Raw genomic sequence first — 24,176 nt, 5'->3', positions numbered from 1 at the left:
GCTTCACCTGCTCACACTCATGCTAGCAGACGCTTGAAGGTCTCCAACGTTCGCTGTCCTGCACTCCGGTCATATATGGCAAATACGATGTGATCAAAGTAGTCCCTGTTTCCTTCTTCATCCAAAACCTCGGCAAAATACGATGCCACCTGTGCCGGTTCATTCCGGAACACACCACAGCCAAAGGCCCCAAGTACGATCGTTCTATGACCTTGTACAGCGGCAACCTCCAATATATATCGAATGCGTTGCTTCATGACCGACTTGATCTCTGCATCTGTTGCTTCCTTCCGCTCTTTGACTACACCTGCATTTACCGCTGGAGCGGTTATAAAGGCCGTTGTGTAATATTGATCCAGCAATCGGTCGTAGTCGTCACGGATCACGGGAACATCTGGAGAATAGATCATATGGTCTGAATAGAGGCACGTACGTTGCTTGCGATTGTACTCATACATCTCTGTCATCTGGGCAATACATGGATATAGCCCTGTTGCCCGTGCCAAGCTTTCCTCCTGAGCCTGACTTCCACCAAGGAAACCACCACCCGGATTTTTGGCCGATGCAAAATTCAGACAAACTACATCCGTTCTGCCTTCCTCTAAGGTTAGACGCGCTGCTGCTGCCAGCGTCGTTTCACCGGTTACTTCCATCCGGGCCGGGTTTCCTCCTTTGCGCAATTTCTCCCCTAGTTGAGAAAGCTCCGAGGGCCTATAGAGAACTGAATTTTGAATGGCTTGCTCCATGTCTTTCTTGATATGAACAGCACGATCATATCCGTTTACATACACCCCTTCCTCCAGAATCTCCAGCGTTTGATGCGCTATACGTGAGCGTCCGGAACGGGAGCTAACGCCAGTCTTATCTGTTGATACGTTAGAATTACGAGACCCGGTGGTCGTATTATTTGAATTACTGATGTTGTTGTGTTTGTTTGGTTTATCGAAGTTACTCATGTCGATCCCTTCCTATCTCTTCTCTCAGACGAGTAAGAATCTCACCTAGCCAGTTCGTTCCTCGCCATGTTTTTCGGTTACGAATACGCGGATCTTCCTCCGCCAGCCCCACACCCCAGATCCGATCATCCGGGCTTGCCTCTACAAGTGTTGTGCCTTGGGTGGCGAGCAAAGCCGCCAGTAAATCCTCGTTCTGTGTAAATTTTGCCTGATTGCCTTCATAGACAATGCGCTGGCACTCGCTTTCCCATATGGTCTGGTCGAAACCTGTGACCTGGCGCCCCAGCTTTTTTTGCACCGAAGCCGAACGGGTCTTCATGATTTTATCCGCAATCTGTTGATCGCCAAAGAGCAGTGCTTTCTGATGCATCATATATTGCTCTGCACTTGTATACTGAACCCCGTCCACCGTAAAATCAGCCTTAAACCACTGGGAGAACGGCGATGCTGTCTGCCAGAAAAACGTAAACTTTTCCATACATATCACCTCTTACTTCGTTCCATTCCAAACGATTGCTTACATCCTTCGGATTGAACTATTTCTACTCATGACTAACTCCAACTACAGTACTTCTCTCTCCGGATTTAATCGGTACAGCCGGGATGGCCGATGACCCGCACTGCTTGTATATTCCCCCGTTTCAATCACCCAGTCTGCCATTTTGCGCCGAAATGCAGCTGCCAACAGTTTTCTGCCGCTAATAATCTCATACACTTTCTGCAACGCCGTTAACGTGAATTTCTCCGGCATCAGATTAAACGCGATATCCGTATATTCAATCTTGGAACGTAGCCGCTCCAGCGCGTAATGAATAATTTGGGCATGGTCGAATGCGATCCCTTGAACATCCACCAAACTCAACTTGCTGTTCCGCACTCGCCCTTCTACCTGCTCTGTGGTCTCCACAGTGGCTGACAACTGTTCTGTTTCATTGCTCAAAATAAGCTGCAATCTGCGCCCTGTTACCCGGCCGCGTTCATGAATATGACGTTTCTCTTCAATGAGTTTCTGCTCTACCCGGAACCAGCTTGCGTCGCTGGCATCATCACCCGCCTGAAGCTCCAGTTCACTGCTGTCCACCAGAGCCATATAAGAGCAACTAATGACCCGTGTGCGCGGATCGCGGCCTACATCTCCCCATGTATACAGCTGTTCCAGATAGATACCGTCCAGTCCTGTCTCCGTATGCAATTCCCGACGGGCAGCATCCTCCAGTGATTCATCCATGGAGACAAATCCCCCTGGCAGTGCCCATTGCCCCAGGTAGGGGTGACCTCCCCTGCGAATCAGCAGTAAACCAAGCTCCGGTTCCGCCAGCTTACGGTAATTTTCCTGTTCTCCGCTTCGAATCGTAAATACGAGCATATCCACAGTAACCGAGGGACGTTCGTATTCTCCGGCATCATAGGTTTTTAAAAACTCTTCCTCGCTAATGTTGACTGGATCAAACGCTTTGTCTCCATGAGACATGGTTCATACACCTCATCCTGTTATTAACAATATGTTATTAACAATTCGTTAATAACAATGTAGCATACTCGTAGGGAGCAGGTCAAATCTTCCATAAAGCCAAAAAGCCGCCACCTTTGCTCTACACTTTCATAGCAAAGGTGGCGGTTAACACACCCGTTTAATATTCCATAGAATTTATAACGCGGTGCAGTCTCAGAGACCCACCTAATCTTTCTTAAAACACGCTATCCGGAACGTAGTATATTTTCTGCCCACTGGATTTATTTCCTGGATCGGCAACAATCAGAAAGTAGACGTTCCCGTTCTTGTTTTGTACACCCTCGATTTCGTGTTTTCCGACATTCGTTATTTTTACAAGAGACTGATACACGCCTGAACTGGAAATTTTAGCAATCTGAGGTGTATCTCCTTCGGCCCCGCCGGATGTAAATATTTGAGTCTTACCGAGCAAGTCTACTCCTTGGAATGACCCATTTGGCCGAATTATTCCGCTGCCCGACTGCGTGAAACTGGAAACAGCCGCCTTAATTGCCGCAGGGCTGTCCATGCGAACCTGCTTGTTTTGATCAAGCAACCTGTTTAATGCAGCCGTATCATACACAGACCAGACTACCTTATCCGTGTTGGACTTTCCGCCTTCCCTCGTTTGAATTCTGAACACGGTGTAGTTGCTGTTGCCACCGCCATCCACTCGGTATGTCGTTCCCTGTTTCGTACCCTTTTTATTCGCATAGTTCATATAAGTAAACCGATGAAGGTCGGTATAATCTACAGTTTTGCCAGCAGCATATTGAAGTCTAGCTACTTGAAGTGACCAGACGTTATCAGATGATGAATCCGCTTTGGAGCTAAAATAAAAATAGTTCGCTCCGTTGTACGTATACATATCCAGCGTCTGGCAATGCCCGCTGTTCGTAATCGTCATATGATCCACGTATTCGGCATTATTGCCTTTGATTAGTAGTCTGGATAGTTGACATGTCGTATTCACCCGCTGCGTTACGTATACGTATTTGTCTGCTATATAAGCCTTCTGCACCACCCGGTTAAATTTGAGTCCTTTGAGGTTATAAGCCAGTTTTGCTGAAGCATTTACGGTTTTTCCTGGAGAAGCTGCAATAGCCGGGACCACAGACATCATAAATAGCATTACTGCCAGAAAAGCGGCTACGATCGTTTTCCACTTCATTGTTGCAAGGTTGAGAGATTGTTTTTTAATCACACAGGTGCCTCCTTTTTCATTAAGTATGGAATACATCGGATATGTTAGGTGGTCTCTGAGACGATACCGCATTCAATAGATAGTACCATATTTTCCAAATTACGAATCATAAATTGCACATCACGAAACTACTACTTCTCCAAGAACCTAATTTCCTTTAAAATTGAATAATTCTTTTTAGTACATTTGTGTTATATTGTTTTTAATTCATATGTACCAAAAAAAGGAGGACTTCATGAAACGAATTGCCCTACTCGATATTCTTAGGGGTTTTGCAATTATTGGCACCTTGGGAACCAACATCTGGATTTTTGCTTACCTTGGTGATCTGAACCTGGTATTCGGTAACGTGCTTGAGCCGTGGTGGAGTTCAGGAGATCGCCTGATGCAGACGATCATGCTCATCTTGGTGAATGGAAAATTTCTTGGTATGCTCACTTTGCTATTCGGAGCCGGCATGGAATTGAAACGCCAAAAAGCAGCTCGTGAAGGCTACGCATGGCCCGGTGTCTATATCTGGTCATGTGCACTTCTGCTGCTGGACGGACTATTGCACTATATTTTGGTAATGGAATATGACGTATTGATGAGTTATGCCATTACTGGCATGATTGTTTCGCTGATTATTCACCGCTCCAGGCGCTTTATGCTAACGATGATGGTGATTGCAGGAGGCATACATGTGATCGGCGTTACGGGAATTACAGCCTTGCTGGCATTTGAATCCGGTTCATCCTTCAACGGTATGGATACTCTTACACAACTGTACGCTTCTGGAACGTGGTGGGAACAAGTGCTGTTCCGGTTGCATAACTTTGGTTTTTTCCGTGCAGAATCGATAGCTATCATCCCACTGAATGTTTTTCTCTTTCTACTAGGAGCACTGCTTATGAGAACGGGAGTATTTTCTAACGACGAGTCCGGACGCCGTAAGCGCCGTAAACTGATGATGATCGGGCTTGCGGCAGGTATTCCTCTAAATCTGCTGTTGCTTGTTCCCGGTGGAATTATGGATGTTTGGGTACGCTATATCAGCGCGCCAGTACTGACCCTCGGTTATCTCGGAATTATTGCTTATGGATTGGAAAAAGGTCTTTTCCCCAAGCTGTTCGAGCGTTTCGGTGAAATTGGCAAGATGGCGCTGAGTTGTTATATCGTACAGAATATCATCGCCTCTGTGCTCTTCTATGGATGGGGACTCGGTCTGGGCGGACGCCCATCTTCTCTATTTATTTTGCTGATATGGCTTGGCATTTGTGTGTTATTAATGCTATTCTCACACCTCTGGCTACGCAAATATCCACTAGGTCCAATCGAATGGTTGTGGCGCAGGTTGTCGATCTCCCCTTCTCCCAAACCCGGAAGTACGTCTCAAGACACATCTGTATAAATGCGTTTCGCGCAAATAAGGGCATCCCGGAACTCCATCGATGATTGATCGTAATCAATGACCGATGGAGTTCGTAGGATAGCCCTTGTTTATTCCATACTGCTAAACAACCCAGCACGCCTTATCCCCCCTTTTTGCGCTGGTCTGACACACAACACTAACTATTCGCCCGATTCCACAGGCAAACACAAGGTGAACGTGGAACCTTCCCCCATTTCACTGGAAACGGTAATACTACCGTTATGGTCCTGAACAATTTTTTGGCAAAGTGCTAGCCCCAATCCCGTTCCCTCCTCTTTTGTTGTGAAAAACGGGTTGAAAATCGCGGTTAACGAACGCTCGGGAATCCCGCTCCCCGTATCCGCTATGGAGATCAACACGTTATCCCCTTCCTGTATCATATCGATATGTACCTCTCCGGGGTCTGACATCGCTTCAAAAGCATTACGAATCAGATTGATTAGAACTTGTACAATTTTATCCCGATCCATGTTCACACAAACCGACTCATCCCGCACATGAAGGGTAATCCGATGTCCTCTGGAAGCCGCATCCGATTCGGTCAAAGACATAACACGCTCCAGACAATGTGCCAGCTTCTCCGGTTTCATATGATGGGCTTGAGGTTTGGAAAATTGTAAAAATTCTCCCGTTAAATCGGTGACTCTGGTGACCTCACTCATAATAACTTCATACCACGGTGCGATATTAAAGGATTGCCCACGTGACAGTTGCAAAAATCCTCGGATGGCGGTGAGTGGATTACGGATCTCATGGGCCATCCCTGCAGCAAGCTCACCTACAGCACGCAGTCTTTCGGAACGGAACACTTCCTCTTCATTTTTAATCCATTGACTACGCTGTTGCTCGATCAGTTGATCTTCCGCAATGGTCATGAATTGTTGCAAGGTCTGTGATAACCTCGGATAACGCGATATGCTATAACTTACTTGCAATCCCTGTAGCTGATTAGACAACAAGGAAGATATCCGTTCTTCGATATAAGGTATTTGCGGCAACACAATGGCAAACCTGTCACCAGCATACCTCGATATGCCATAAGCTTCGGGGAACTGGTTCGTGATCTTTTGTCCGATACCCGTAATGACTGCACACCAGGGATCATCTGATCCTTTTTTGTAACCACTAAAATTATTAACATTCAAAAGAATCAAGAGGAAGGATCGTTCTTCCTCCAACGTCTTATGAAGCACCTGCATGTATCCTTCATAATTTAACAATCCCGTAAGCGGATCATGAAGGGTAAGAAACCGATTTTTTTCCCGAAGTTTCCGTTGTTCAGACTCACTGTTCATTAAAGTATGATATAGCCAAATAACCACTACCGCGGTCAGCAAATCAAATAATGACACCAGCAAACTGTATGGTTCTATCGGAACATATGACAACCTGATGATCGTATACTGGAGCATAAGCAGCAGCGAAATCGGCAAGGTCTGTACCATTCTCTGCTTGTCCTGAATCATTGAAATGATGAGCATATAATAGAGCAGATTACACCAGTTTAATTGACTGAAATAATGAAATGCACCAAGGATTAACCATTGAATCCATGTTAAAAATGGATAACGCCGTTCCGCCCATATGCTGATAATTAGCAGAATGCCTGTGACGATCATCAAGGTTGGATGCGATGCTTGTCCCAGTACAGTAGAGGATACCATGACAAGCAGACAACCTATTGGGAAAATTACCATCTTCATTGTGTAACTTAGCAAATAGCCTCGCCCCCTTAGACAAAAGTCACACTTTCAAACATATACACAAATATTATATCGATTATGATTAGCCGATGTTGTCGATTATTGGAAGATGTTAAAATTCGCAAGAATATATAATTTTCACAAACAACAGGACATATGAATGCATTGAAATGTAAAAATGTGCACATTAATATTTCCGTACGTATCTCGCAACGCAAAATTCATCATAAACTATTCAAAGCCAGCTCTCGAGGGATGAGGGCTGGCTTCTTTGTTGTTTTTCCATATTAGGTAACTTGTTCTGGAAGAATAAGCGGATCTCCTATTATTTCTTAGCCATATATTTTCGAATATCAAACGCTACAGCTGCAACAATAATCAACCCTTTAATAATCAGTTGCCAGTAAGGACTTACCCCGATGAAGGTGAGACCGTAGTTAATGACGCCAAAGATCAGCACGCCTGCCATCACACCGGGTACAGTTCCGATTCCTCCAGCCGTAGACACCCCGCCAACAACACATGCAGCAATGGCATCCAGTTCGTACATATTACCGTAGTTGTTCGTTGCTCCGCCGGTACGAGCCGCTTCCAGTACTCCGCCCAGTCCATAAAGCGCCCCAGCAATCGCGTACAACGCAATCAGGTTTCGAGCGACGTGAATACCGGATACGTGAGCGGCCTGAATGTTTCCGCCGATGGCATACATATTTTTACCCAGACGGGTTTTGTTGAAAACAACCCAGCAGATCAGTGCTACTCCAATGGCGATGAGCACGATGTAGGGGATCGAATAGCCTCCACCCAGATCAATATAACCTGATCCTATTGTCGTGAAATCCGGTCTAAGCCCTCCGATGGGTTGCGACTGGTTGGGTTCTGTATCGAAGTAGATCGAGTTCAGACCATAAACAGCGACCATCGTACCCAGTGTGGCAATAAAAGGGGGGACATGTAGCTTGGCAACGATAAGGCCATTTACTAAACCAACGAGCAACCCTGCTATGATGCCGATTACGATCGGCAAGCCCACCCATAATTGCGGCAGATCCGGGAAAAAGCGATTGGCATACGTATCAATCTGTAACATCGATGCCGATACCACTGCTGTCAGACCAACTACGCGTCCAGCCGACAGATCGACGCCTCCCGTCACCAGGATGAACGCCGCACCCAGTGCGATAATCGCGCGAGTGGAAGATTGTTGTAAAATATCTCGCAGGGTGGAAAATGCGAGAAAGTTCGGATCGGCAATGGCGATACCGATAACAAGCAGGATCAGTACAATAAAAATCGCACGCTGAGCCACATATTGCTTCACTTGATGAACAAGGGTTGTATTCATTTGTGTTCCTCCTGACCAGCCATCCGCTGCTGCGCGGCCAGCCTCATAATGTGCTGTTCTGTCGCCTCGGCTCCGTCCACAATACCGGTGAGGCGTCCTTCGCTCATGACCATAATGCGATCTGACATCCCTAACAATTCAGGCATCTCGGAGCTGATCATGATAATGCTTTTGCCTTGCCGAGCCAGTTCCGTAATGATCGTATAGATTTCGAACTTGGCTCCAACATCAATTCCGCGTGTGGGCTCATCCAGCAACAGAATCTCAGGGTCAGTCAAGAGCCAGCGAGCCAGCAGTACCTTCTGCTGATTGCCTCCAGACAAGTTCCGAATGAGCGTGTTAACTGAAGGCGTTTTAGTTCTGAACTTTTGCGTCTGTTCCCGTGCCTCTTCCCGTCCCTTCTTCTCGTCCAGCAAACCCAGACGATTTCGGTAACGACCAAGGCTTGCGATAATCGTATTCTCATAAACGGATAACACGGGGAATATCCCGGTCACTCGTCGCTCTTCGGTTAATAGTGCTATGTTATGACGCTTGGCGGCAGCGGGCGAGTTAATCTTCACCTTGCGACCATGAATGGTAATCGTACCGGAAGCCAGTCCTCGCAGTCCAAATAAGGATTCCATCAGTTCCGTCCGCTGCGCACCTACCAAACCGCCAATGCCAAGTACCTCGCCTTTGCGCAGATGAAACGAAACATCCCGGAACGAATTCGGCTGATTCGACGTCAGACCCTCTGCTTGAAGAATGACTTCACCAGGGACATTAAGCCTTTCCGGGAATCGTTCACTTAAATCACGTCCAACCATACGTGTAATGATCAGGTCTGTCGTCAGATCCGCAGCATCCCAAGTGCCTACAACAACTCCATCTCGCATAATAGTCACTTCATCCGAGATCGTTAAAATTTCCTCCATCTTGTGTGAGATGTAGATGATGGACACGCCGCGGCTTCGCAACTTATTGATGATCGTAAACAATTGCTCCACTTCTTTACCCGTAAGGGATGAGGTCGGTTCATCCATCACAATCACTTTGGAGTGAAACGATACCGCTTTGGCAATTTCCATGGATTGAATTTTGGACACAGACAACGTTCCAGCAAGTGCCTTCGGATCAATATCCAGATTCAAATCCTGAAACAGTGCCAGCGTATCGGCATACATCCGTTTCTCATCCACCAGAAGCCCCTTCATCGGGAAACGTCCCAACCATATATTTTCCATCACCGGACGGTGCGGAACCGGATTCAACTCCTGATGAATCATGGATATACCCTGCTGTAATGCGGCCTTCGAATTCGGTATTTCTACATCCTTGCCTTCGATGCGCACTGTGCCTGCATCGGGACGATACATCCCAAACAAACATTTCATCAAGGTTGACTTTCCCGCCCCGTTCTCGCCCATCAACGCATGAACGGTTCCCGGCTTCACCTTCAGTGTGACTTCACTGAGCGCCTGCACGCCGGGGAATGCTTTGGAAATCCCCTTCATCTCCAGCAGATAAGGTGACTGCATCTTCTATCTTCCCCTTTCATCTGACCGGCAAAAAAAGGACGCTGCCAAGATGACATACGTCCCTCTCTGCTACTATTATTGGGCGTCGGCAATGTTGTCTTTCGTAATTTTTTTGTAAGCAATCCAGACATATTTCCCGTCTGTAATATCAAATTTGGTATTTTCTTTGGTTGGTGTCTCGCCTTTGGCAAGAACAGCCGCCAGCGCAACCGTTGCCGCTCCCTGATTTTTGGCATCATTCAGCACGGTGCCCAGCATGGTACCATCCTGCAACGCCTGAATTGCTGGAGCTGTAGCATCCACACCTACGACAGGCATCGTTTTGCCATCCTTGAAGTAACCCGCTGCTTTCAATGCTTCAATCGCACCAAGTGCCATGTCATCATTGTTTGCCAGTACCGCTTCGATTTTGTCGCCATGCGAAGCAAGGAATGCCTGCATTTTCTCTTGGCCTTTTACCCGATCCCACATCGCCGTATCTTCGGCCAGTGCTTCAACTTCAATGCCGGCATCCTGTATGGCTTGAACCGAATATTTGGTGCGTAGCTCGGCATCCTGATGACCCGGTTCACCTTTTAGCATGACATATTGCAGCTTGCCATCGCCGTTTTTATCAGCTTCCGGATGTGCTTTCCAGTAATCCACGATCAACTGACCAGAAATTGTACCGGACTCTTCCGCTTTCGCACCGACATAATACACTTTATCCCACTTGTTCATGTCCTCTGCTACAGGCTCACGGTTCAGGAATACTACCGGAATATTAGCCGCTTTCGCCTTGTCGATAATGACACCTGCTGCGGTCCGGTCTACCGGATTCACCGCCATGGCATTGTATTTCTTGGATACAAACAGGTCGACCTTCTCGTTCTGTGTCGGCTGCGCATTCTGACTGTCTACAATATCAAGGGTAGCTACGCCCTCCGCCGCTGCAGTCATTGCGTTCCTTACTCCTGTCATAAACGTATCGTCAAACTTATAGATGGCAACGCCAATTTTCGGGTTTTCCGTTTGCGTTCCGGCTTCCGCCTTCGTGCCACTGTCTGTTCCCGCGCTTCCGTTCCCACCAGCGCTGTCTCCTCCGTTGCTGCACCCTGCCGCCACAGCCATGCACACCGTAAGCAATAATGTCATCCACGTTTTCTTTTTCATTCTTCATGACCTCCCCCAAGTTCATTCGGCTTTACCGATGTCTTTATTATGAAAGGGTTTACATTGTTTTCGAATACAATATCTTCATCTGTTCTATCGAAATCCTCATCAGTTCATCTATTCTATATAAGTTGAACTAAAAGTTTTTTACACGGTCCACTCCGATGACAGAATAAACTGGAGAGTAGCGGTTATCCCCAGATTTTTTCGATTCCCTTTTTCATAGGGAAAAATCAGGTGATAAGCATATGCTTCCGATGTAGCTTTCTTTCAGAAAGCTTTTAGGCGAGCGCTTCGCTTTTCCAGTTTTTTTCTGTCCTCTCCGTTAATGTGTAAAATAAACAGTTCAACTTATATAGCAAATTCACATGAATCAGGAGAATTATATTCATTGAACAAACGGAAATAAGAGCTTTTGATTATCCATCCAGAACATATTGTCTGTGCTAACGACCTTGGTTTCCAGGATGACCCTTGTCTGAACATGCTCCCGCTTCAGTTTGGCAAGTGCCTGATTAAGCCCCAGGTAGCCAGCACTGTACCCATTCTGCACAATCAATCGTTGAAAAACGCCTTCCTGCAACTGTTCTAACTGCTGTTGCTCGCTGCCGAACCCAACAATGCTGATCTGCCTTCCATCCTTGCGACGATGCAGTTCATCTGCCGCTCCGAGCGATGCCGGCTCTTGCAGGGCAATGATTCCGGTCAGCTCATGCTGATCCAGTAGTTGCTTGACTGTTTGCCAGCACGCATCCCTGTTGTTGCATACGGATTTGGGAATGAGGTTGATGCCCGGGTATTGCTGCAACGCTTCCTCAATCCCTTGTTCCCTCAGAACCAGGCCTGCGCTTAGCGGATCCGGGCCTACTAAAGCAATAAGGCCATGGCCTTCCAGTAATTCAGCCATGGCCTGCCCGGCTTGACGTCCTGCCTCAAGATTATCCATGGAGATGACACTGGTAATGCCTTTGACGGGGAACTCATCGTTCAACACAATAACAGGTACGATACCTCCATCTGTTCTCACCGTCTCTGCCTCCCGAATGATTTCGCCAAGAACATCTTTACTTAACGGATCAACCAGCAGTGCGGTTGCCCCTTGTTTCAATGCGAGTTCAGCTGCCTGGACCTGGGCTTGTTCACGCTCACTGCGGGTATAATCCCGATTTGCCGTGGCTGGTGTTGCTACAGGTGGCGGACTTATTGCATAGTCCGCATTAGTTGAGGTGTGTGAAGCGGAGTCCACGGGATACGCTTCAACGGTGATGAGCTGTGCGCCGCGCTCTTTGGCGGCTGCCTCAGCTCCCAGGCGGATCGCTTCGGCGAGCTCCCCCGTGCCCGCAGGCGTAATCAGCGCTATGCGCTGTGGCGACGCCGGTTGATCCGCTCCTGCCATGCCGCAGGCGGCACAGATTAACAGGCAGCAGGCTGCAGCTGCCTGGCACAAGGCTTTGAATAGCCATAATCCCGGGGAACCGGGAAGAGTGGCCTGGCTTTTTTTGGCCAATACACGGCATGTGCTCTTGTTCTGGTTATTCATTTTGCTGCTGGTTTCACCAGTGGTTTTGCTACTGATTAGGCTATCGTCCATCATTCATCCCGTCCTCCTTCTGTTCCTCCTGAACAGGAATCCGAATCCATACCGTAGTGCCTTCCTCCAGCTCACTTGCAAATTCCAGACCATATCCCTCACCATAGTAGTGCCTGATGCGATCATGCACATTGCGTACAGCGACACCGGAACCCGCTCCGCTCTTCACTACCGGACGGCCGTTGAGCAATCCCGCCATCTGTTCCTCCGACATGCCTACACCGTTATCTGTAATGCGAAATACCAGAATCTGCTCTTCACGTTGCACATGCACCTCGATACTTCCCTCGTCCATGTGATACTCGATACCGTGCACGATGGCGTTTTCAATGAGCGGCTGTAGAATGAGCTTCAGTGTCAGGCAGTCCAGCACCTGCTCATCCGCATGAATATTGAAAGTAAACTTGTGTTTGAAACGCATCTGCTGAATGGTCAGGTAATGACGGGCGTGCTCCAATTCTTCGCGGACGGTAATGATCGTTTTACCTTGGCTGAGACTGATGCGAAATAATCGGGAGAGTGACGTAATCATCGTGATTACTTCATCATTACGGCTCATGCCCACCATGCGTACAACCGAATTCAGCGTATTATACAGAAAATGCGGATTAATCTGAGCTTGCAGCGCCTCCAGCTCCAGACGGCGTTTCTGCTCCTGTTCATGAATGATCTCATCCATGAGGTTACGGATTTTGTTCACCATCAGGTTGAACCTACGCGCCAGGCGCTCGACCTCAAGCGGTCCCGTTATGGGCAGCTCCACGTTGAAATCCCCTCGTTCCACCGCCTTCATCTTCCGTTCCATCCGCCGGATTGGACGTGTCAGACTCGAAGAGAGAAACAGGGATACCACAATGACAAGCACCAGCACAACAACCAGCACACGAATCAGGTATCCGTTCACTTCCTGACGTGTTGTCATGATTTCATCCAGATACGCCACACCGACAATTTTCCAACCGATATTGGCCACCGATTTGACGGTATTCAGCCTTTTCTGCCCATCCGCCTCATCTTCGTAACTCCCCGTAGCCACGAGAGCCTGCTCAATGTTTTCTTTTTTCAGTCCCATATACATGAGTTGCTGCTGTGGATGATACACAATATTGCCAGCACTCTCATCAATAATATAGACGTAACCCCGTTGCCCCAGGCTGACCCGGCTGCTCAGTTCGTCCATTTGTTTGAAATTGATATCGACCAGCAGGATGACTTGCTTCTTCTGACCCTGTTGTTGGATGGTAATGCCCTTACTCATGGAAACGACCCATTGATAGGGTCCGGCATACATATTTTGAATATGAGGCAAGGAAAAGCTTAGATGATTAGGTACACGTAGGGCCGATTGAAACCATCCTTGTTGAGTGACGTGAGCACTGCGCTTCAGTTCGGCAGCCGGCCTGTTCTTGAGCAACTGTCCGTCGGCATCGAGCAGTGTAATGGAAATGATATCTTCCCGGCTGCTGAGCAATGTATCCAGCTGTTTGTCCACCTGTTCCCCTTCCCATGTACCGTCCCGTAGCATATGTTCCTCAATGGCACGATACAGATGGGACATGCTGCGCACGTAATCCTCCAGGTTATAACTGACCTGATCCACGATCTGTCTGGTCGACAATTCTGCACTGCGCTCCGCAGCCTGGGTGAATTTGTCATGTAGTAATATCGCCATAACGGTGAGTACCAGCACAATGAAGATGGAGAAAGACCACGTAATAATAGAACGAATACTGCTGACCTTGGACGAACGTACAACCAAGCGGAGCTTCATCACAATAGACTCGATTCGTGCGGTTAACGCGCTCCAGTTCATTGAAGGGAACCTTCTGGGGTCGTAATGGCCTGTTTCCGATACTCTTTGGGCGAGACGCCAGTATGCTTTTTAAAACAAAAGCTGAAATAATTCGGCTCGGCAAAGCCCACCTTCTCGGCAATCTGAAACGACTTCAGCTCCGTAGAGCGAAGCAGTTCCCTGGCTTCATCCATTCGAATCTGCATCAGATATTGCAGGAAGGTAAGCTGTACTTCTTTTTTGAAAATGCTGCAAAAATAACCGGAGCTGATATGTAGATGCGCGCATACCTTCTGAATGGACAGATCCGGATCGGCATAATGTTTCTTCGTAAACGTGAGCGCCTGCTCCACAATATCTTTGTATACATGCTGACGTCCGCTGGAGATTCGCTGTTGTACAAGCAGACAGACTTCACTCACCTTATGCTGTGCCTCGGACAGACCCGGAAGTCGAAACAGATCCGTATACAGCTGGAACCCGGCACCGAATATATCCTCCATCTCTTCACCCGAAGCCTGTGCGGCCTTCCAAACGGTAGTTAATACTTCGATCAAATACAACTGAATATCACTGCGCCCGTGGTCCACCGTAATTTCCCGGAAAATGAGCTGTAGCCCTTGCTCCAGCTCTGCCTGCGTTCCCGCCTTCAAACAGCGGGTTAACGTCTGTTGTTTCAATTCATCAAAACGTAGCTTGCCTGCGGCCTGCCGCTCCACGTCCCCAATGTAGATCAAGGAATCCGTCCCTGGCACAAGTCGGTAATCCAGTGCCAGCAAAGCATCCTCATAGGCATGTTTCACATCGGGCAAGGTGTCCACAAGCCTGCTCGATCCAATCGTTACAGGCACACGCAAATAGTGACGGATGCTTCGCACTACATTTTCCAGTGCATGCTGTTGGGGGTTTTCCGCCTTCCCTTCTATTCCGTTCAGCGGTTCCACGTAGAGCAATACAACCGTCTCTTGATGCATAAAGGCATAGCCTGCCTTGTGATCTGCCCACACCTCTGCCGCAATATTCAGCGCTGCAAACAGCTTCAATTCCGGATCTTCGGTCGGATGCAATGTAAGGATCGATACGCCATAACGTTTACCTCCCAGTTCCAGTCCGCACTGGCTTGCCCGGCTTAGTATATATGCTGATGATTTCTGGCGATGTAACAACGTTGCAATCAAATCTGCCTGTAATAAAGGCAAACTGGTGCGATAGTGTTCTCGTAGCTGCTGTACGTCTTCACGTTCCGCAATCTCTGCCTCCATCTGGGCGCGCAATCTGGTGAGCAGTTCGGTAAGATGTCCAGCCGAGAAGGGCTTCAACAAATATTCATCCACACTAAGCGATACCGCCTGCCGAGCGTAATCAAATTCATCATATCCCGTTAAAATAACGACCTTCACTAGTGGATTTCGCTCTCTTAATCTTCGTGCCAGCTCCAATCCATCCATAAACGGCATGCTGATGTCAGTAATCACGATGTCGGGTTCTATCCTCTCTGCCATCTCCAGAGCCTCACGGCCATTCTCGGCCAGACCCACAATGCGTAGATCCAGTGCCTCCCAATCCACCTCGACAACCAACCCTTCACGAACATCTTCCTCATCATCCACGAGCAGAACCCGGTACATGATATGCTTCCTCCCTTTTTCTCTAACGAACGAATATGCACGGTCTTTAACCGATATCATAAAGCGCAAGGTTTCCAACATAATATACAATAAAATTCAATTCATGTAATCGCTTTCTTTTTGGTGAGAAAATATGATCTACCGATGAATCATTTTATCCCGTCTGGCAAGGGATTTCGCTTCTATGGGCGCTCTTTTTTTTAGAAAATACATTCAAAAATTGACTTATATTGGTACGCGTGTTATGATGATATAGGTCGATACATTAGTGGACAGAACGTCTACGGTCTAACCACCGAATGAGCATTAATTATTGAATGCAGCTCATACCAATGGTCGTACAAAACTTATTATTTTTGGAGGAATCACATGCAAACAGGTACAGTAAAATGGTTCAACGCAGACAAAGGATTTGGCTTCATCGAAACTGAAGAAGGAACAGACGTATTCGTTCACTTCAGCGCGATTCAAGGTGATGGTTACAAAACGTTAGACGAAGGTCAACGTGTAGAGTTCGAAGTAACTCAAGGTAACCGTGGTCCACAAGCGGAGAACGTTACTAAACTGTAATTGATACGAGGGCTGCCTCCGGCAGCCCTTTATTTATGCCCACCGACACTTACTTTTTGTTGTTTGTTAATACCAATTCCTATATAAGTTTGGATTTTCTGTTTATACAATAACGGAGAGGACAGAAAGGTTATTCTGTCATCGGAGTATCCGTATAAGCACCTTCCTTACACTTATATCCATCACAGAAAAGAGGTTTTTATTCCAACAGATCATTATAAATCCAGTGAACACGTTGTATTTTCCACGGTTGACGACATCATTAACTTCTACTCGCCTCAGCAAACGAGCACTGAACGTACCGAAGCTCACTCACGTCCTGCGCGTGCGGCTGATCCATCCAAACACACGGATCACACGAATTACAAGGCCGAACGTTAACCACGAAAAGACAGCAACCTATCCGACAAAAGCAGAAGGCCCTGAACCGCTTGAACGGTACAGGGCCTATTTCTATTTTATTTGTAGTCCTACATCTGTATGCTTATTTTACATAACCGTTTCGAATTGCAAAAACCACTGCCTGCGTGCGATCCTCCACCTGAATTTTCTGCAAAATGCGATGCACATGCGTCTTTACGGTGCTCTCGCCAATGAACAACTTTCGGGCAATCTCTTCATTCCTTAGACCGTAAGCCATCTGTTGTAACACTTCAAGTTCACGTCCCGTGAAGGCATCTGCGAGCGATGCGAGCTCTCTCGTTTCCTGTCCGAAGGTTGAATTCACAGCTTCTTTGGCTTCTTTGGCTTCTTTGGCTTTTTTTTCATCCTGGGCCGGTGTTCCGGGTGACCGTACTGCTATTCCGATCACCTTCGCGGCAACAGCGGTTCTGTAGATCGCTTCACCGCGATAAGCCGCCCTGACCGCATCAATCAGTTCTTCCGGCGCGGCGTCCTTCAGCAGATAACCTACGGCCCCGGCACGTATTCCCTGATATACATAATCTTCTTGATCAAACGTCGTTAAGATGACGACCTTGCATTCGGGCTGCAAATCCAGTAAAGCCTGTGTGGCTTCCAGTCCGTCCCCGTCCTCCATCTGCACATCCATAAACACGACGTGGGGGTTTAACTCTGCCGCAAGCCTCACCGCCTCATGTCCACTCCCTGCCTCACCAACCACTTCCATATCTTGCTGGGCATTAATAATAAAACGCAACCCATGCCTGACCAGATGCTGGTCATCCACTAGAAGCACACGAATGGTTGATTTCTCTGTCATAGCTCACCACCTCCTGAAGTCGATTTTATGCCACCATGCGGAATGCAGACAGTCAGCTTCATCCCGTGCGGATGGATCGCTTCGATGGTCATGGATCCTCCAACCCTCTCACACCTTGCTTTCATACTGGATAAACCAAAACCAGGTACAAGCAGTTGTTGCTGGATGAATACGCCGTTATCCTCTACCTGCATGAACAGATCCTCTTCCTGTTCCTTGATATGTACGCTTACTTGGGTAGCTTGGGCATGACGAATAATGTTCGATAACGCCTCCTGTAGAATCCGGTACAGTAGTTCGGACGTCTCCTGTGACCATGCTTCCTTTGGCCCAGCGTAGCGCAGTTCAATGGAACAATCGGTTAGCTTCTGTACTTCACTGACCAGACTGTTCAGCGCAACCAGCCCAAGCCCAGCTTCGCTGCTCCCCATCTGATGAGCCACCGTCCGCACTTCCTGCAAGCTATGCCGCACCACATCCAGCACGGTGCCAATGGCTTTATCCGCTTCAGTCGCGTCCACCTTCATCATATATGGAATAGCTTGAAGTTGCACAATAGCCGATGTCAGACGATTCCCGATACTATCGTGCAAATCCATCGATATTCGTCCCCGCTCTTCAAGCACCGCATAGTGCATTAAACGCACGGTTGCCCGCTCCAGTTCTTCATGCGTATGCTGAAGCTCATCATGTGCCTGGCTCAATTCGTCATGTACAGCCTGTAATTCGGCATAATGACGCTCGCTCTCTCTCCTGCTCTCCCGTTTGATCCATGCTCCCCAGCAGAAAATGTACGTAACAATATAAGCCATCGTATATAACCAAATCAGATGTAACTCCACTCCGGCAGCATACAATAATAGCCCGTTACCCACGAGAATGATTAACCCCAGCCACCAGGAACGGAATACAGGCAGATTCAACGCAGCATATCCGATGAGATAAAAGGTAAGCTCAAAAATACGATACTCTGCATGGAACAATGCCGCATAGAGAAGCGTAGCCGCCCAGGTTAAACCAATCATGATCGTACGAATCCGATCTTTTTTTAGCCAGTTCGGTGTCCAGACCAGTACAAAGTAAGGTAAACGGATAACGAGACCTGCACACAAACCGAGCCAGGTGAATGATTCCATTGGGCTGACCAGATTATACAGTAGCAACAGACTGAGAATCATATCCCCTGTGTGATCAGCTATAAATTTTCGCATGTTATCCAACGTGACCATTTGATTCTGCATAAGTTTCCCTTTCGCATCACTTTGGATCCAGCGAGCCTGATCAGATGACTCCTCGTAAGGATTCCAGTTTAATTTCTTGACTATACGTTGAAAACTATACCTTGGCAGCTTGCATGTGACGAACCCGATAATAAATGATAAACCGACGAGCAGCAATACTTCCGAGCGGTATAAATAGCAATGCACTGCTCAGAGCAACCACACTGTGATGTACATCCAGTGTACTGATGTAATGCTTAACCAGCATAATGATGATAAGTACAATAGCTGTGCCCATGGAACCTTTAGACATCACTTTGCCAGTCAACGCATCCACCCGCAACCGTTCCATCCAGGCACGCCACAAGCCTATACCGCAACCAATGACCAGAAACATAATATAAAAAAGCAACGTCAGCCCTGTAAGAGGTACTTGAGATATATTGAAAAAGATTACAACCGCAACAATCACAGGCAGCATCCACATGCGATCAAGCTTAACCTCTTTTTCCCTCATCGATAACAATACAATAATCAAACCTGTAATCACCATATTCAACATCTTACATTCCTCACTTTCTTTCATATTACGTCTCTTCTTACCGCTCCATCTAGGAACAGTATAACCAGCCCAAAGTAAATAAAAGTCCACCCGCAGGTGGACTTGATGCAATTTCACTTCAATCTGTAGGTGGATCGTGTTGAAAGATTATGGAGAAGCCTAGGCTACATGTTATATCTTAAAAGGTTTCAGGGATGCTTGCAGTTCAGCCGAAACGTCAGACAGCATCGCTGCGGACTCCTTGATCTGCTCCACAGATTTGAGTTGCTCTTGTGCAGACCCGGCGGCATGTTGAGAATTGGTGCTGGCCGTCTGTGCATGACGTGCAATCTCGTTCACCGATGCCACAATCTGCTCTACACCTGCCGACATCTCTTCACTGGTCGCCGCCATATCTTCGATCTCTGTTGCAATGCGCAGGTTCGTATCCCGAATCTGGGTAAAGCTCTGTTCGGTTTCTTTTGTAAGTCGCAAACCCTCGCTTACTTCTTGCTTCACTTTGGCCATCGCTGCCAAGGAATGCAACATGTCCTGTTCCATCGCTCCGACAAGCGCTTCAATCTGGCTCGACGATTGTCCAGCCTGTTCAGCCAGCTTCCGCACTTCGGTAGATACCACGGCAAAACCTCTACCTTGCTCTCCCGCTCTTGCAGCCTCGATGGAAGCATTAAGCGCGAGCAGATTCGTCTGGCCTGCAATGTCATGAATAGCAGATACCATCTGACCGATCTGAGCAGACTTCTCCTCCAGCATACGAATCACTTCATCCGTCGCACTGACGGAAGCTTCAATGGCTGCCATCTGTTCCACCGTTAGCTGTACCGCTTGTCCTCCAGTGTCCGCTTGCTCCCGTGAGTACACTGCTGCATCTGCAATGCTGGAAGCTCTATCTGCTATACGCTGTACGCCGATAGCCACCTCTTCCATCGCTTGCAGATTCTCGTCCGTACTTACAGTCTGACTTACGGCCCCTCGCGCGACCTGTTCCACAGAGACAGCAATCTGTTCTGACACACTTGCGGTCTGCTCCGCAATCTGTAGCAGCAATCCCGTGGAATGACCTGCTTTATCCGCTGCGTCCAGACCGCCTTGAATAATGCCCTGCAAGCTACTTCTCATTTCATTGTAACCGGCACTTAGCATGCCAATCTCATCTCTAACATGATCGACCACTGGATGTGTGAAGTCTCCCGTTCCTGCACGTTTAATGGCAAGAGATACCCGGTTAATTCTGGCTCTCACCCTGCGGACGTACCAAACGATCAACACAATGGCAATCAACATCGCAATACCAACGACGATCAGAAAGGTTCGAAGAAACGAAGAGATAATCACATCAATTAATGATTGGGAAGCACCCACATAGAAAATACCGATGATCTCTCCTGATGCGTTTTTAATGGGTTCATAAGCAGTTTGAGTCTTCTGTCCGACAACAACAGCTTCCCCGAAATACTTTTCACCCTTCTGCAAAACAGTCTGTGCCACCTGTTCGGACACCTTCGTACCTATGGCGCGTTTCCCGTCAACCATTACATTCGTAGCGATTCGTTCATCTCCGCGAAAAAGGGTCACGGTATCCCCTGACGCATTGCCGATTTCGTCCACCAGATCAAAATTTTCTTCCAGCAATGCACCGCCTTTGTACAACTGTCCATCTTTAATGGCCCAGTCTCCCGGGTATTTGTATGACAAAATGTGATTCGCCATCTCGAGGTCCCGTTTCGCCTTTTCGGTAGCGAAGGTCTTAATGCCATTTCGCATCTCCATCACAACGCTGACCGCTACGGCCGAGGAAAACAAAATGAAAATACCAATCACGATCAAACTGATTTTAGTACCAATACTCATGCTACGCATGTGTGTGAGCCACCCTTTTCACGATTAAATTGTCTTGATCTCTGACAGATTGGGTTCTGCTTAGAGATTTCACATATAGACTTATCGGCGGTGACATACACATTTTTTATAACCTGACTGTGACCTTTATCACATTTTTTTCTGAAATATTAACTAGTCGTTTACGCATTCTCCGTAATTGTGTCAAAAGATGCATGGGGCTGGGAGATTAGCAGTGATGATTCCATGCCACATGTCCTAAAAGTGCAGATAACTCTTTGTTTAGAAAATAAAATTTTCGTAATTCAAATCAGGAGAGAACACTCATAACAATATGACACTTCTTACGTAAAATACGAAGATAATCCAAAAGTTCCAGTCCATAAGTCCTATTTTGTTTGAAAAATCTAACATTAATATGTCGAAATAACGATATAACTGAGGAGTAGAACTTACCTGGAGTTCATATACGTGAAGAACAAACACAATATAATTAGCAACTATAGTCTTCTTATCTGTAACGACATTGAAAATCTCATCGTAATTGGAGATGTCTATCCATCATGAAAGCAATGCAACACTAGCGTATACGACGTCCAGGTGAAGTCCTTTTTAATTTTACAGGAGGAGTGAATGACCTTGTTTAAAAAGCTTCGCTGGAGCACCATTCCATTTTTCGCCAAAAATCTGATCATTTCATTCGGGAGCATCGCTCTGATTGGAATTATTCTGATCACCGCAGCTTATCAGTTGCAAAAAAGTATATTAATCAAGCAATTGCAAGATCAAGCCGAGATTACGACCTTGAAATGGTCTCAGGATCTGGACACAAGTCAGGTTGAACAGGCCACATCCGAGAAGAGTTATTCCGATACATATCAGAGTAAGCTTAAGGAATATCTAGATTCCATCCACACCTTTAATCCCAATATCGCGCAAGCTTACATTTTCGGTTCACAGCTGGATCAAGAAAAGAGTGCTCCGATTTATGCGATTCCAACCAGTCTGGTTGAACCGTTTGAGAAAGATAAGTATCTGCCCGGTACAAACTATCCGTTATCTCCTCAGATTGAGCATGGTCTCGATGATATGAATGCAACCGGCGCACCTGCGTTTAGTGATTTTTATACCGATGATTTCGGAACATGGACAACACTGATGTATCCAATCAAAAAGGCTGACGGCTCCATCTACGCAGCACTGTACTTTGATGTTGATGCAAGTGCCGTTCCCAATGGGCTGAATAAATTACTGTTGTACGGACTGATGTATCTGGTCGGTTTCCTGATTCTGTTCATGGTACTGCAATTTATTATGCTGAAGAAAACCATGCGCCCGATTCGTGACCTCATGCAAGGCATTGAGGAAGTAAGCACAGGTAATCTGAACGTTACGATTCGGACAGGACGAGATGATCTCGGAGTCATTAACGACAAGTTCAATGAGATGATCGAGCGTTTCAACACGACTCTGTTCAAGGTAAAAAATACATCTCGTCATCTCTCGAATTCGTCGAAAGAACTACTGGATATTTCGGCGAAAAACAACGATAATATTCAATCGATCAGCACCAACATCCGTGAAATCTCAACAGGTCTCGTCTCTCAGGACAAAGCAACTGTAGAAAGTGCACGCGCTATGACCGAGATGTCTACCGTAGTACAGAACATTGCCGGAAGCTCGGCTGAAGTTGCCGATGAAGCGCTCAGCATGGAGCAACGCTCGAACAACGGACATGAAATTATGCAACAGGTTATCGACCAGATGGGCCTGATCTCAAGTGCGGTCCAGAACACTTATGCGTCGATTCAATCTCTAGAGAACCGTTCCAATGAGATCAGTAGCATTGTCGGAATCATTACGGATATCGCTGGACAGACCAACCTGCTCGCCCTGAATGCTTCCATCGAAGCGGCACGCGTTGGGGAGGAAGGCCGAGGCTTCGCAGTCGTGGCTGGAGAAGTACGTAAACTGGCTGAGCAGTCCCAAGAATCTGCAACCCAGATTCGTGTGTTGATCGATGAGATTCAGCGAGATATCGGACAATCGGCAGACGCAATGGAACGGGGTTCGGAAGAAGTACAAAAAGGCCTCAACGTTACACGGAAAACGGGAGTTTTCTTCGAAGATATCTTGACCGCTACCAACAAAGTAGCGAACCAGATTCAGGATATCTCCAGCTCCACCGAGGAAATCTCGGCAAGCACACAAGAAATGTCCGCAACGGCAGACGAACTGTCTGCAAGTGTCAGCAAAGCAGCAAGTAGCAGCAAACTCATCGAGAACTCCATCGCCGAACAGGAAACTTCCATGGCTGCCATCGTCAGCGCATCCGACGAATTAGCTGAAGTATCCGAGCAATTGCAAGAACTCATCTCGTTCTTTAAGGTAAAAGAAGCGTAAGCTGAGAAGTTTGGCTTGGCAGGCATACCGCGGAGGAGAGAAGTACAGATTATGCGGTCGTTGTGAATTGTATTGCATAAGAACCCGCAGAAATTGTGAGGAATTGCAGGCAATCACCAAGTACTGATCATAGGCGGTATGCGCCATAGAAGTACCATCAACCAAGGCATGAGTGTTTGTGCACTCATGCCTTGGTTTTTTAGCTTGCTCTGATTGATGTTAATTCTAACGATCTCAGGAGACGCTATTTGCCTGATTTTTTGCTTCATAGAATTCTAACGATCACCAGAAACCTTATTTGTTCCAAACACCTTGTTTTCCGACGTTTTCTGCTGTATTTCTTCCAAATAACATCTGTGGCGGTTCAACCCCTTAATATTGGACACTAGCTAGCTTTTTCTCAGATTGACGCATCATAACGCAATGGATTTGGGTTCTATGGTTCCTTCGTTGACCAGGCGCAGGTAATCTGTCGGCGACCAGTCGTGTAGACTGCCGTGAATACGGTCTTTGTTGTAATAACGGATGTATCGATCTACCTCGGAAAAGGCTTCTTCGTAGCTTTC

Annotated in this window: 19 protein-coding genes; 3 read left to right on the top strand and 16 right to left on the bottom strand. The window is 47.2% G+C overall.

The window, feature by feature from the left end:
- Positions 1 to 17 precede the first annotated feature (17 nt).
- The 4 genes from H7T88_RS24045 to H7T88_RS24030 all read right to left on the bottom strand — a co-directional run bounded on the left by H7T88_RS24045 (position 18) and on the right by H7T88_RS24030 (position 3,619).
- A complete protein-coding gene (locus H7T88_RS24045) occupies positions 18 to 956 on the bottom strand; it encodes a TIGR02452 family protein (RefSeq protein ID WP_221790735.1) in 939 nt (312 codons plus the stop codon).
- Positions 949 to 1,434, bottom strand: coding sequence for a riboflavin biosynthesis intermediates N-glycosidase (gene ybiA / locus H7T88_RS24040; RefSeq protein WP_154959808.1), 486 nt, complete (start codon positions 1,432 to 1,434; stop codon positions 949 to 951). The genes H7T88_RS24045 and ybiA overlap by 8 nt, the downstream gene beginning before the upstream one ends.
- Before the next feature lie 84 nt (positions 1,435 to 1,518).
- Entirely contained in the window at positions 1,519 to 2,427 is a 909-nt protein-coding gene (locus tag H7T88_RS24035) for an NUDIX hydrolase (RefSeq protein WP_154890713.1), read from the bottom strand.
- Between the two features lie 217 nt (positions 2,428 to 2,644).
- Positions 2,645 to 3,619: a helveticin J family class III bacteriocin gene (locus H7T88_RS24030; RefSeq protein WP_154890927.1), complete on the bottom strand. Its 975-nt coding sequence runs from the start codon at positions 3,617 to 3,619 to the stop codon at positions 2,645 to 2,647.
- Positions 3,620 to 3,887: 268 nt separating this feature from the next.
- Between H7T88_RS24030 and H7T88_RS24025 the strand changes: the two genes are divergently transcribed.
- Positions 3,888 to 5,042, top strand: a complete 1,155-nt coding sequence (locus H7T88_RS24025; RefSeq protein WP_221790733.1) for a DUF418 domain-containing protein — start codon at positions 3,888 to 3,890, stop codon at positions 5,040 to 5,042.
- Between the two features lie 161 nt (positions 5,043 to 5,203).
- On the opposite strand, the gene H7T88_RS24020 is transcribed toward H7T88_RS24025, so the two are convergent.
- The 7 genes from H7T88_RS24020 to H7T88_RS23990 all read right to left on the bottom strand — a co-directional run bounded on the left by H7T88_RS24020 (position 5,204) and on the right by H7T88_RS23990 (position 15,794).
- Positions 5,204 to 6,766 (bottom strand): ATP-binding protein, encoded by a 1,563-nt coding sequence (locus H7T88_RS24020; RefSeq protein ID WP_260511108.1) that lies wholly within the window; start codon positions 6,764 to 6,766, stop codon positions 5,204 to 5,206.
- 325 nt (positions 6,767 to 7,091) lie between these two features.
- Positions 7,092 to 8,111, bottom strand: coding sequence for a galactose/methyl galactoside ABC transporter permease MglC (gene mglC / locus H7T88_RS24015; RefSeq protein ID WP_154890711.1), 1,020 nt, complete (start codon positions 8,109 to 8,111; stop codon positions 7,092 to 7,094).
- Positions 8,108 to 9,631 (bottom strand): sugar ABC transporter ATP-binding protein, encoded by a 1,524-nt coding sequence (locus H7T88_RS24010; RefSeq protein ID WP_221790731.1) that lies wholly within the window; start codon positions 9,629 to 9,631, stop codon positions 8,108 to 8,110. The genes mglC and H7T88_RS24010 overlap by 4 nt, the downstream gene beginning before the upstream one ends.
- A 75-nt stretch (positions 9,632 to 9,706) precedes the next feature.
- Positions 9,707 to 10,783, bottom strand: a complete 1,077-nt coding sequence (locus H7T88_RS24005) for a galactose ABC transporter substrate-binding protein (protein WP_154890709.1) — start codon at positions 10,781 to 10,783, stop codon at positions 9,707 to 9,709.
- Between the two features lie 388 nt (positions 10,784 to 11,171).
- Positions 11,172 to 12,377 carry a substrate-binding domain-containing protein gene (locus tag H7T88_RS24000; protein WP_221790729.1) on the bottom strand — a complete coding sequence of 402 codons (1,206 nt, stop codon included), beginning with the start codon at positions 12,375 to 12,377 and terminating at the stop codon, positions 11,172 to 11,174.
- Positions 12,364 to 14,187 carry a cache domain-containing sensor histidine kinase gene (locus tag H7T88_RS23995; protein ID WP_423246157.1) on the bottom strand — a complete coding sequence of 608 codons (1,824 nt, stop codon included), beginning with the start codon at positions 14,185 to 14,187 and terminating at the stop codon, positions 12,364 to 12,366. The genes H7T88_RS24000 and H7T88_RS23995 overlap by 14 nt, the downstream gene beginning before the upstream one ends.
- On the bottom strand, positions 14,184 to 15,794 hold the full coding sequence (locus tag H7T88_RS23990) for a response regulator (protein WP_221790727.1): 1,611 nt from the start codon (positions 15,792 to 15,794) through the stop codon (positions 14,184 to 14,186). The genes H7T88_RS23995 and H7T88_RS23990 overlap by 4 nt, the downstream gene beginning before the upstream one ends.
- A 369-nt stretch (positions 15,795 to 16,163) precedes the next feature.
- Here H7T88_RS23990 and H7T88_RS23985 point away from each other — a divergent pair, with 369 nt between their 5' ends.
- Entirely contained in the window at positions 16,164 to 16,364 is a 201-nt protein-coding gene (locus H7T88_RS23985) for a cold-shock protein (RefSeq protein ID WP_090917732.1), read from the top strand.
- 484 nt (positions 16,365 to 16,848) lie between these two features.
- Here the strand turns inward: H7T88_RS23985 and H7T88_RS23980 are convergent, their stop codons facing one another.
- The 4 genes from H7T88_RS23980 to H7T88_RS23965 all read right to left on the bottom strand — a co-directional run bounded on the left by H7T88_RS23980 (position 16,849) and on the right by H7T88_RS23965 (position 21,228).
- Positions 16,849 to 17,586, bottom strand: coding sequence for a response regulator (locus H7T88_RS23980; RefSeq protein ID WP_154890706.1), 738 nt, complete (start codon positions 17,584 to 17,586; stop codon positions 16,849 to 16,851).
- Entirely contained in the window at positions 17,583 to 18,797 is a 1,215-nt protein-coding gene (locus H7T88_RS23975; protein ID WP_221790725.1) for a sensor histidine kinase, read from the bottom strand. Before H7T88_RS23975 ends, H7T88_RS23980 begins: the two co-directional genes overlap by 4 nt.
- Positions 18,798 to 18,921: 124 nt before the next feature.
- The gene (locus H7T88_RS23970; protein WP_221790723.1) at positions 18,922 to 19,392 is read right to left on the bottom strand and encodes a hypothetical protein; all 471 of its coding nucleotides are present in this window, start codon (positions 19,390 to 19,392) and stop codon (positions 18,922 to 18,924) included.
- Between the two features lie 147 nt (positions 19,393 to 19,539).
- Positions 19,540 to 21,228, bottom strand: a complete 1,689-nt coding sequence (locus tag H7T88_RS23965; protein ID WP_221790721.1) for a methyl-accepting chemotaxis protein — start codon at positions 21,226 to 21,228, stop codon at positions 19,540 to 19,542.
- Between the two features lie 612 nt (positions 21,229 to 21,840).
- Between H7T88_RS23965 and H7T88_RS23960 the strand changes: the two genes are divergently transcribed.
- Entirely contained in the window at positions 21,841 to 23,610 is a 1,770-nt protein-coding gene (locus H7T88_RS23960; RefSeq protein ID WP_154890702.1) for a methyl-accepting chemotaxis protein, read from the top strand.
- Positions 23,611 to 24,023: 413 nt separating this feature from the next.
- Here the strand turns inward: H7T88_RS23960 and H7T88_RS29215 are convergent.
- Positions 24,024 to 24,176, bottom strand: a 153-nt coding sequence (locus H7T88_RS29215) for an IS3 family transposase (protein WP_221790743.1), incomplete at its 5' end; no start/stop codon positions are given.

The organism is Paenibacillus cucumis (ex Kampfer et al. 2016) (genome assembly GCF_019748695.1).
GTDB lineage: Bacteria > Bacillota > Bacilli > Paenibacillales > Paenibacillaceae > Paenibacillus > Paenibacillus polysaccharolyticus.
This window is presented reverse-complemented; position numbering and strand designations above follow the sequence as displayed.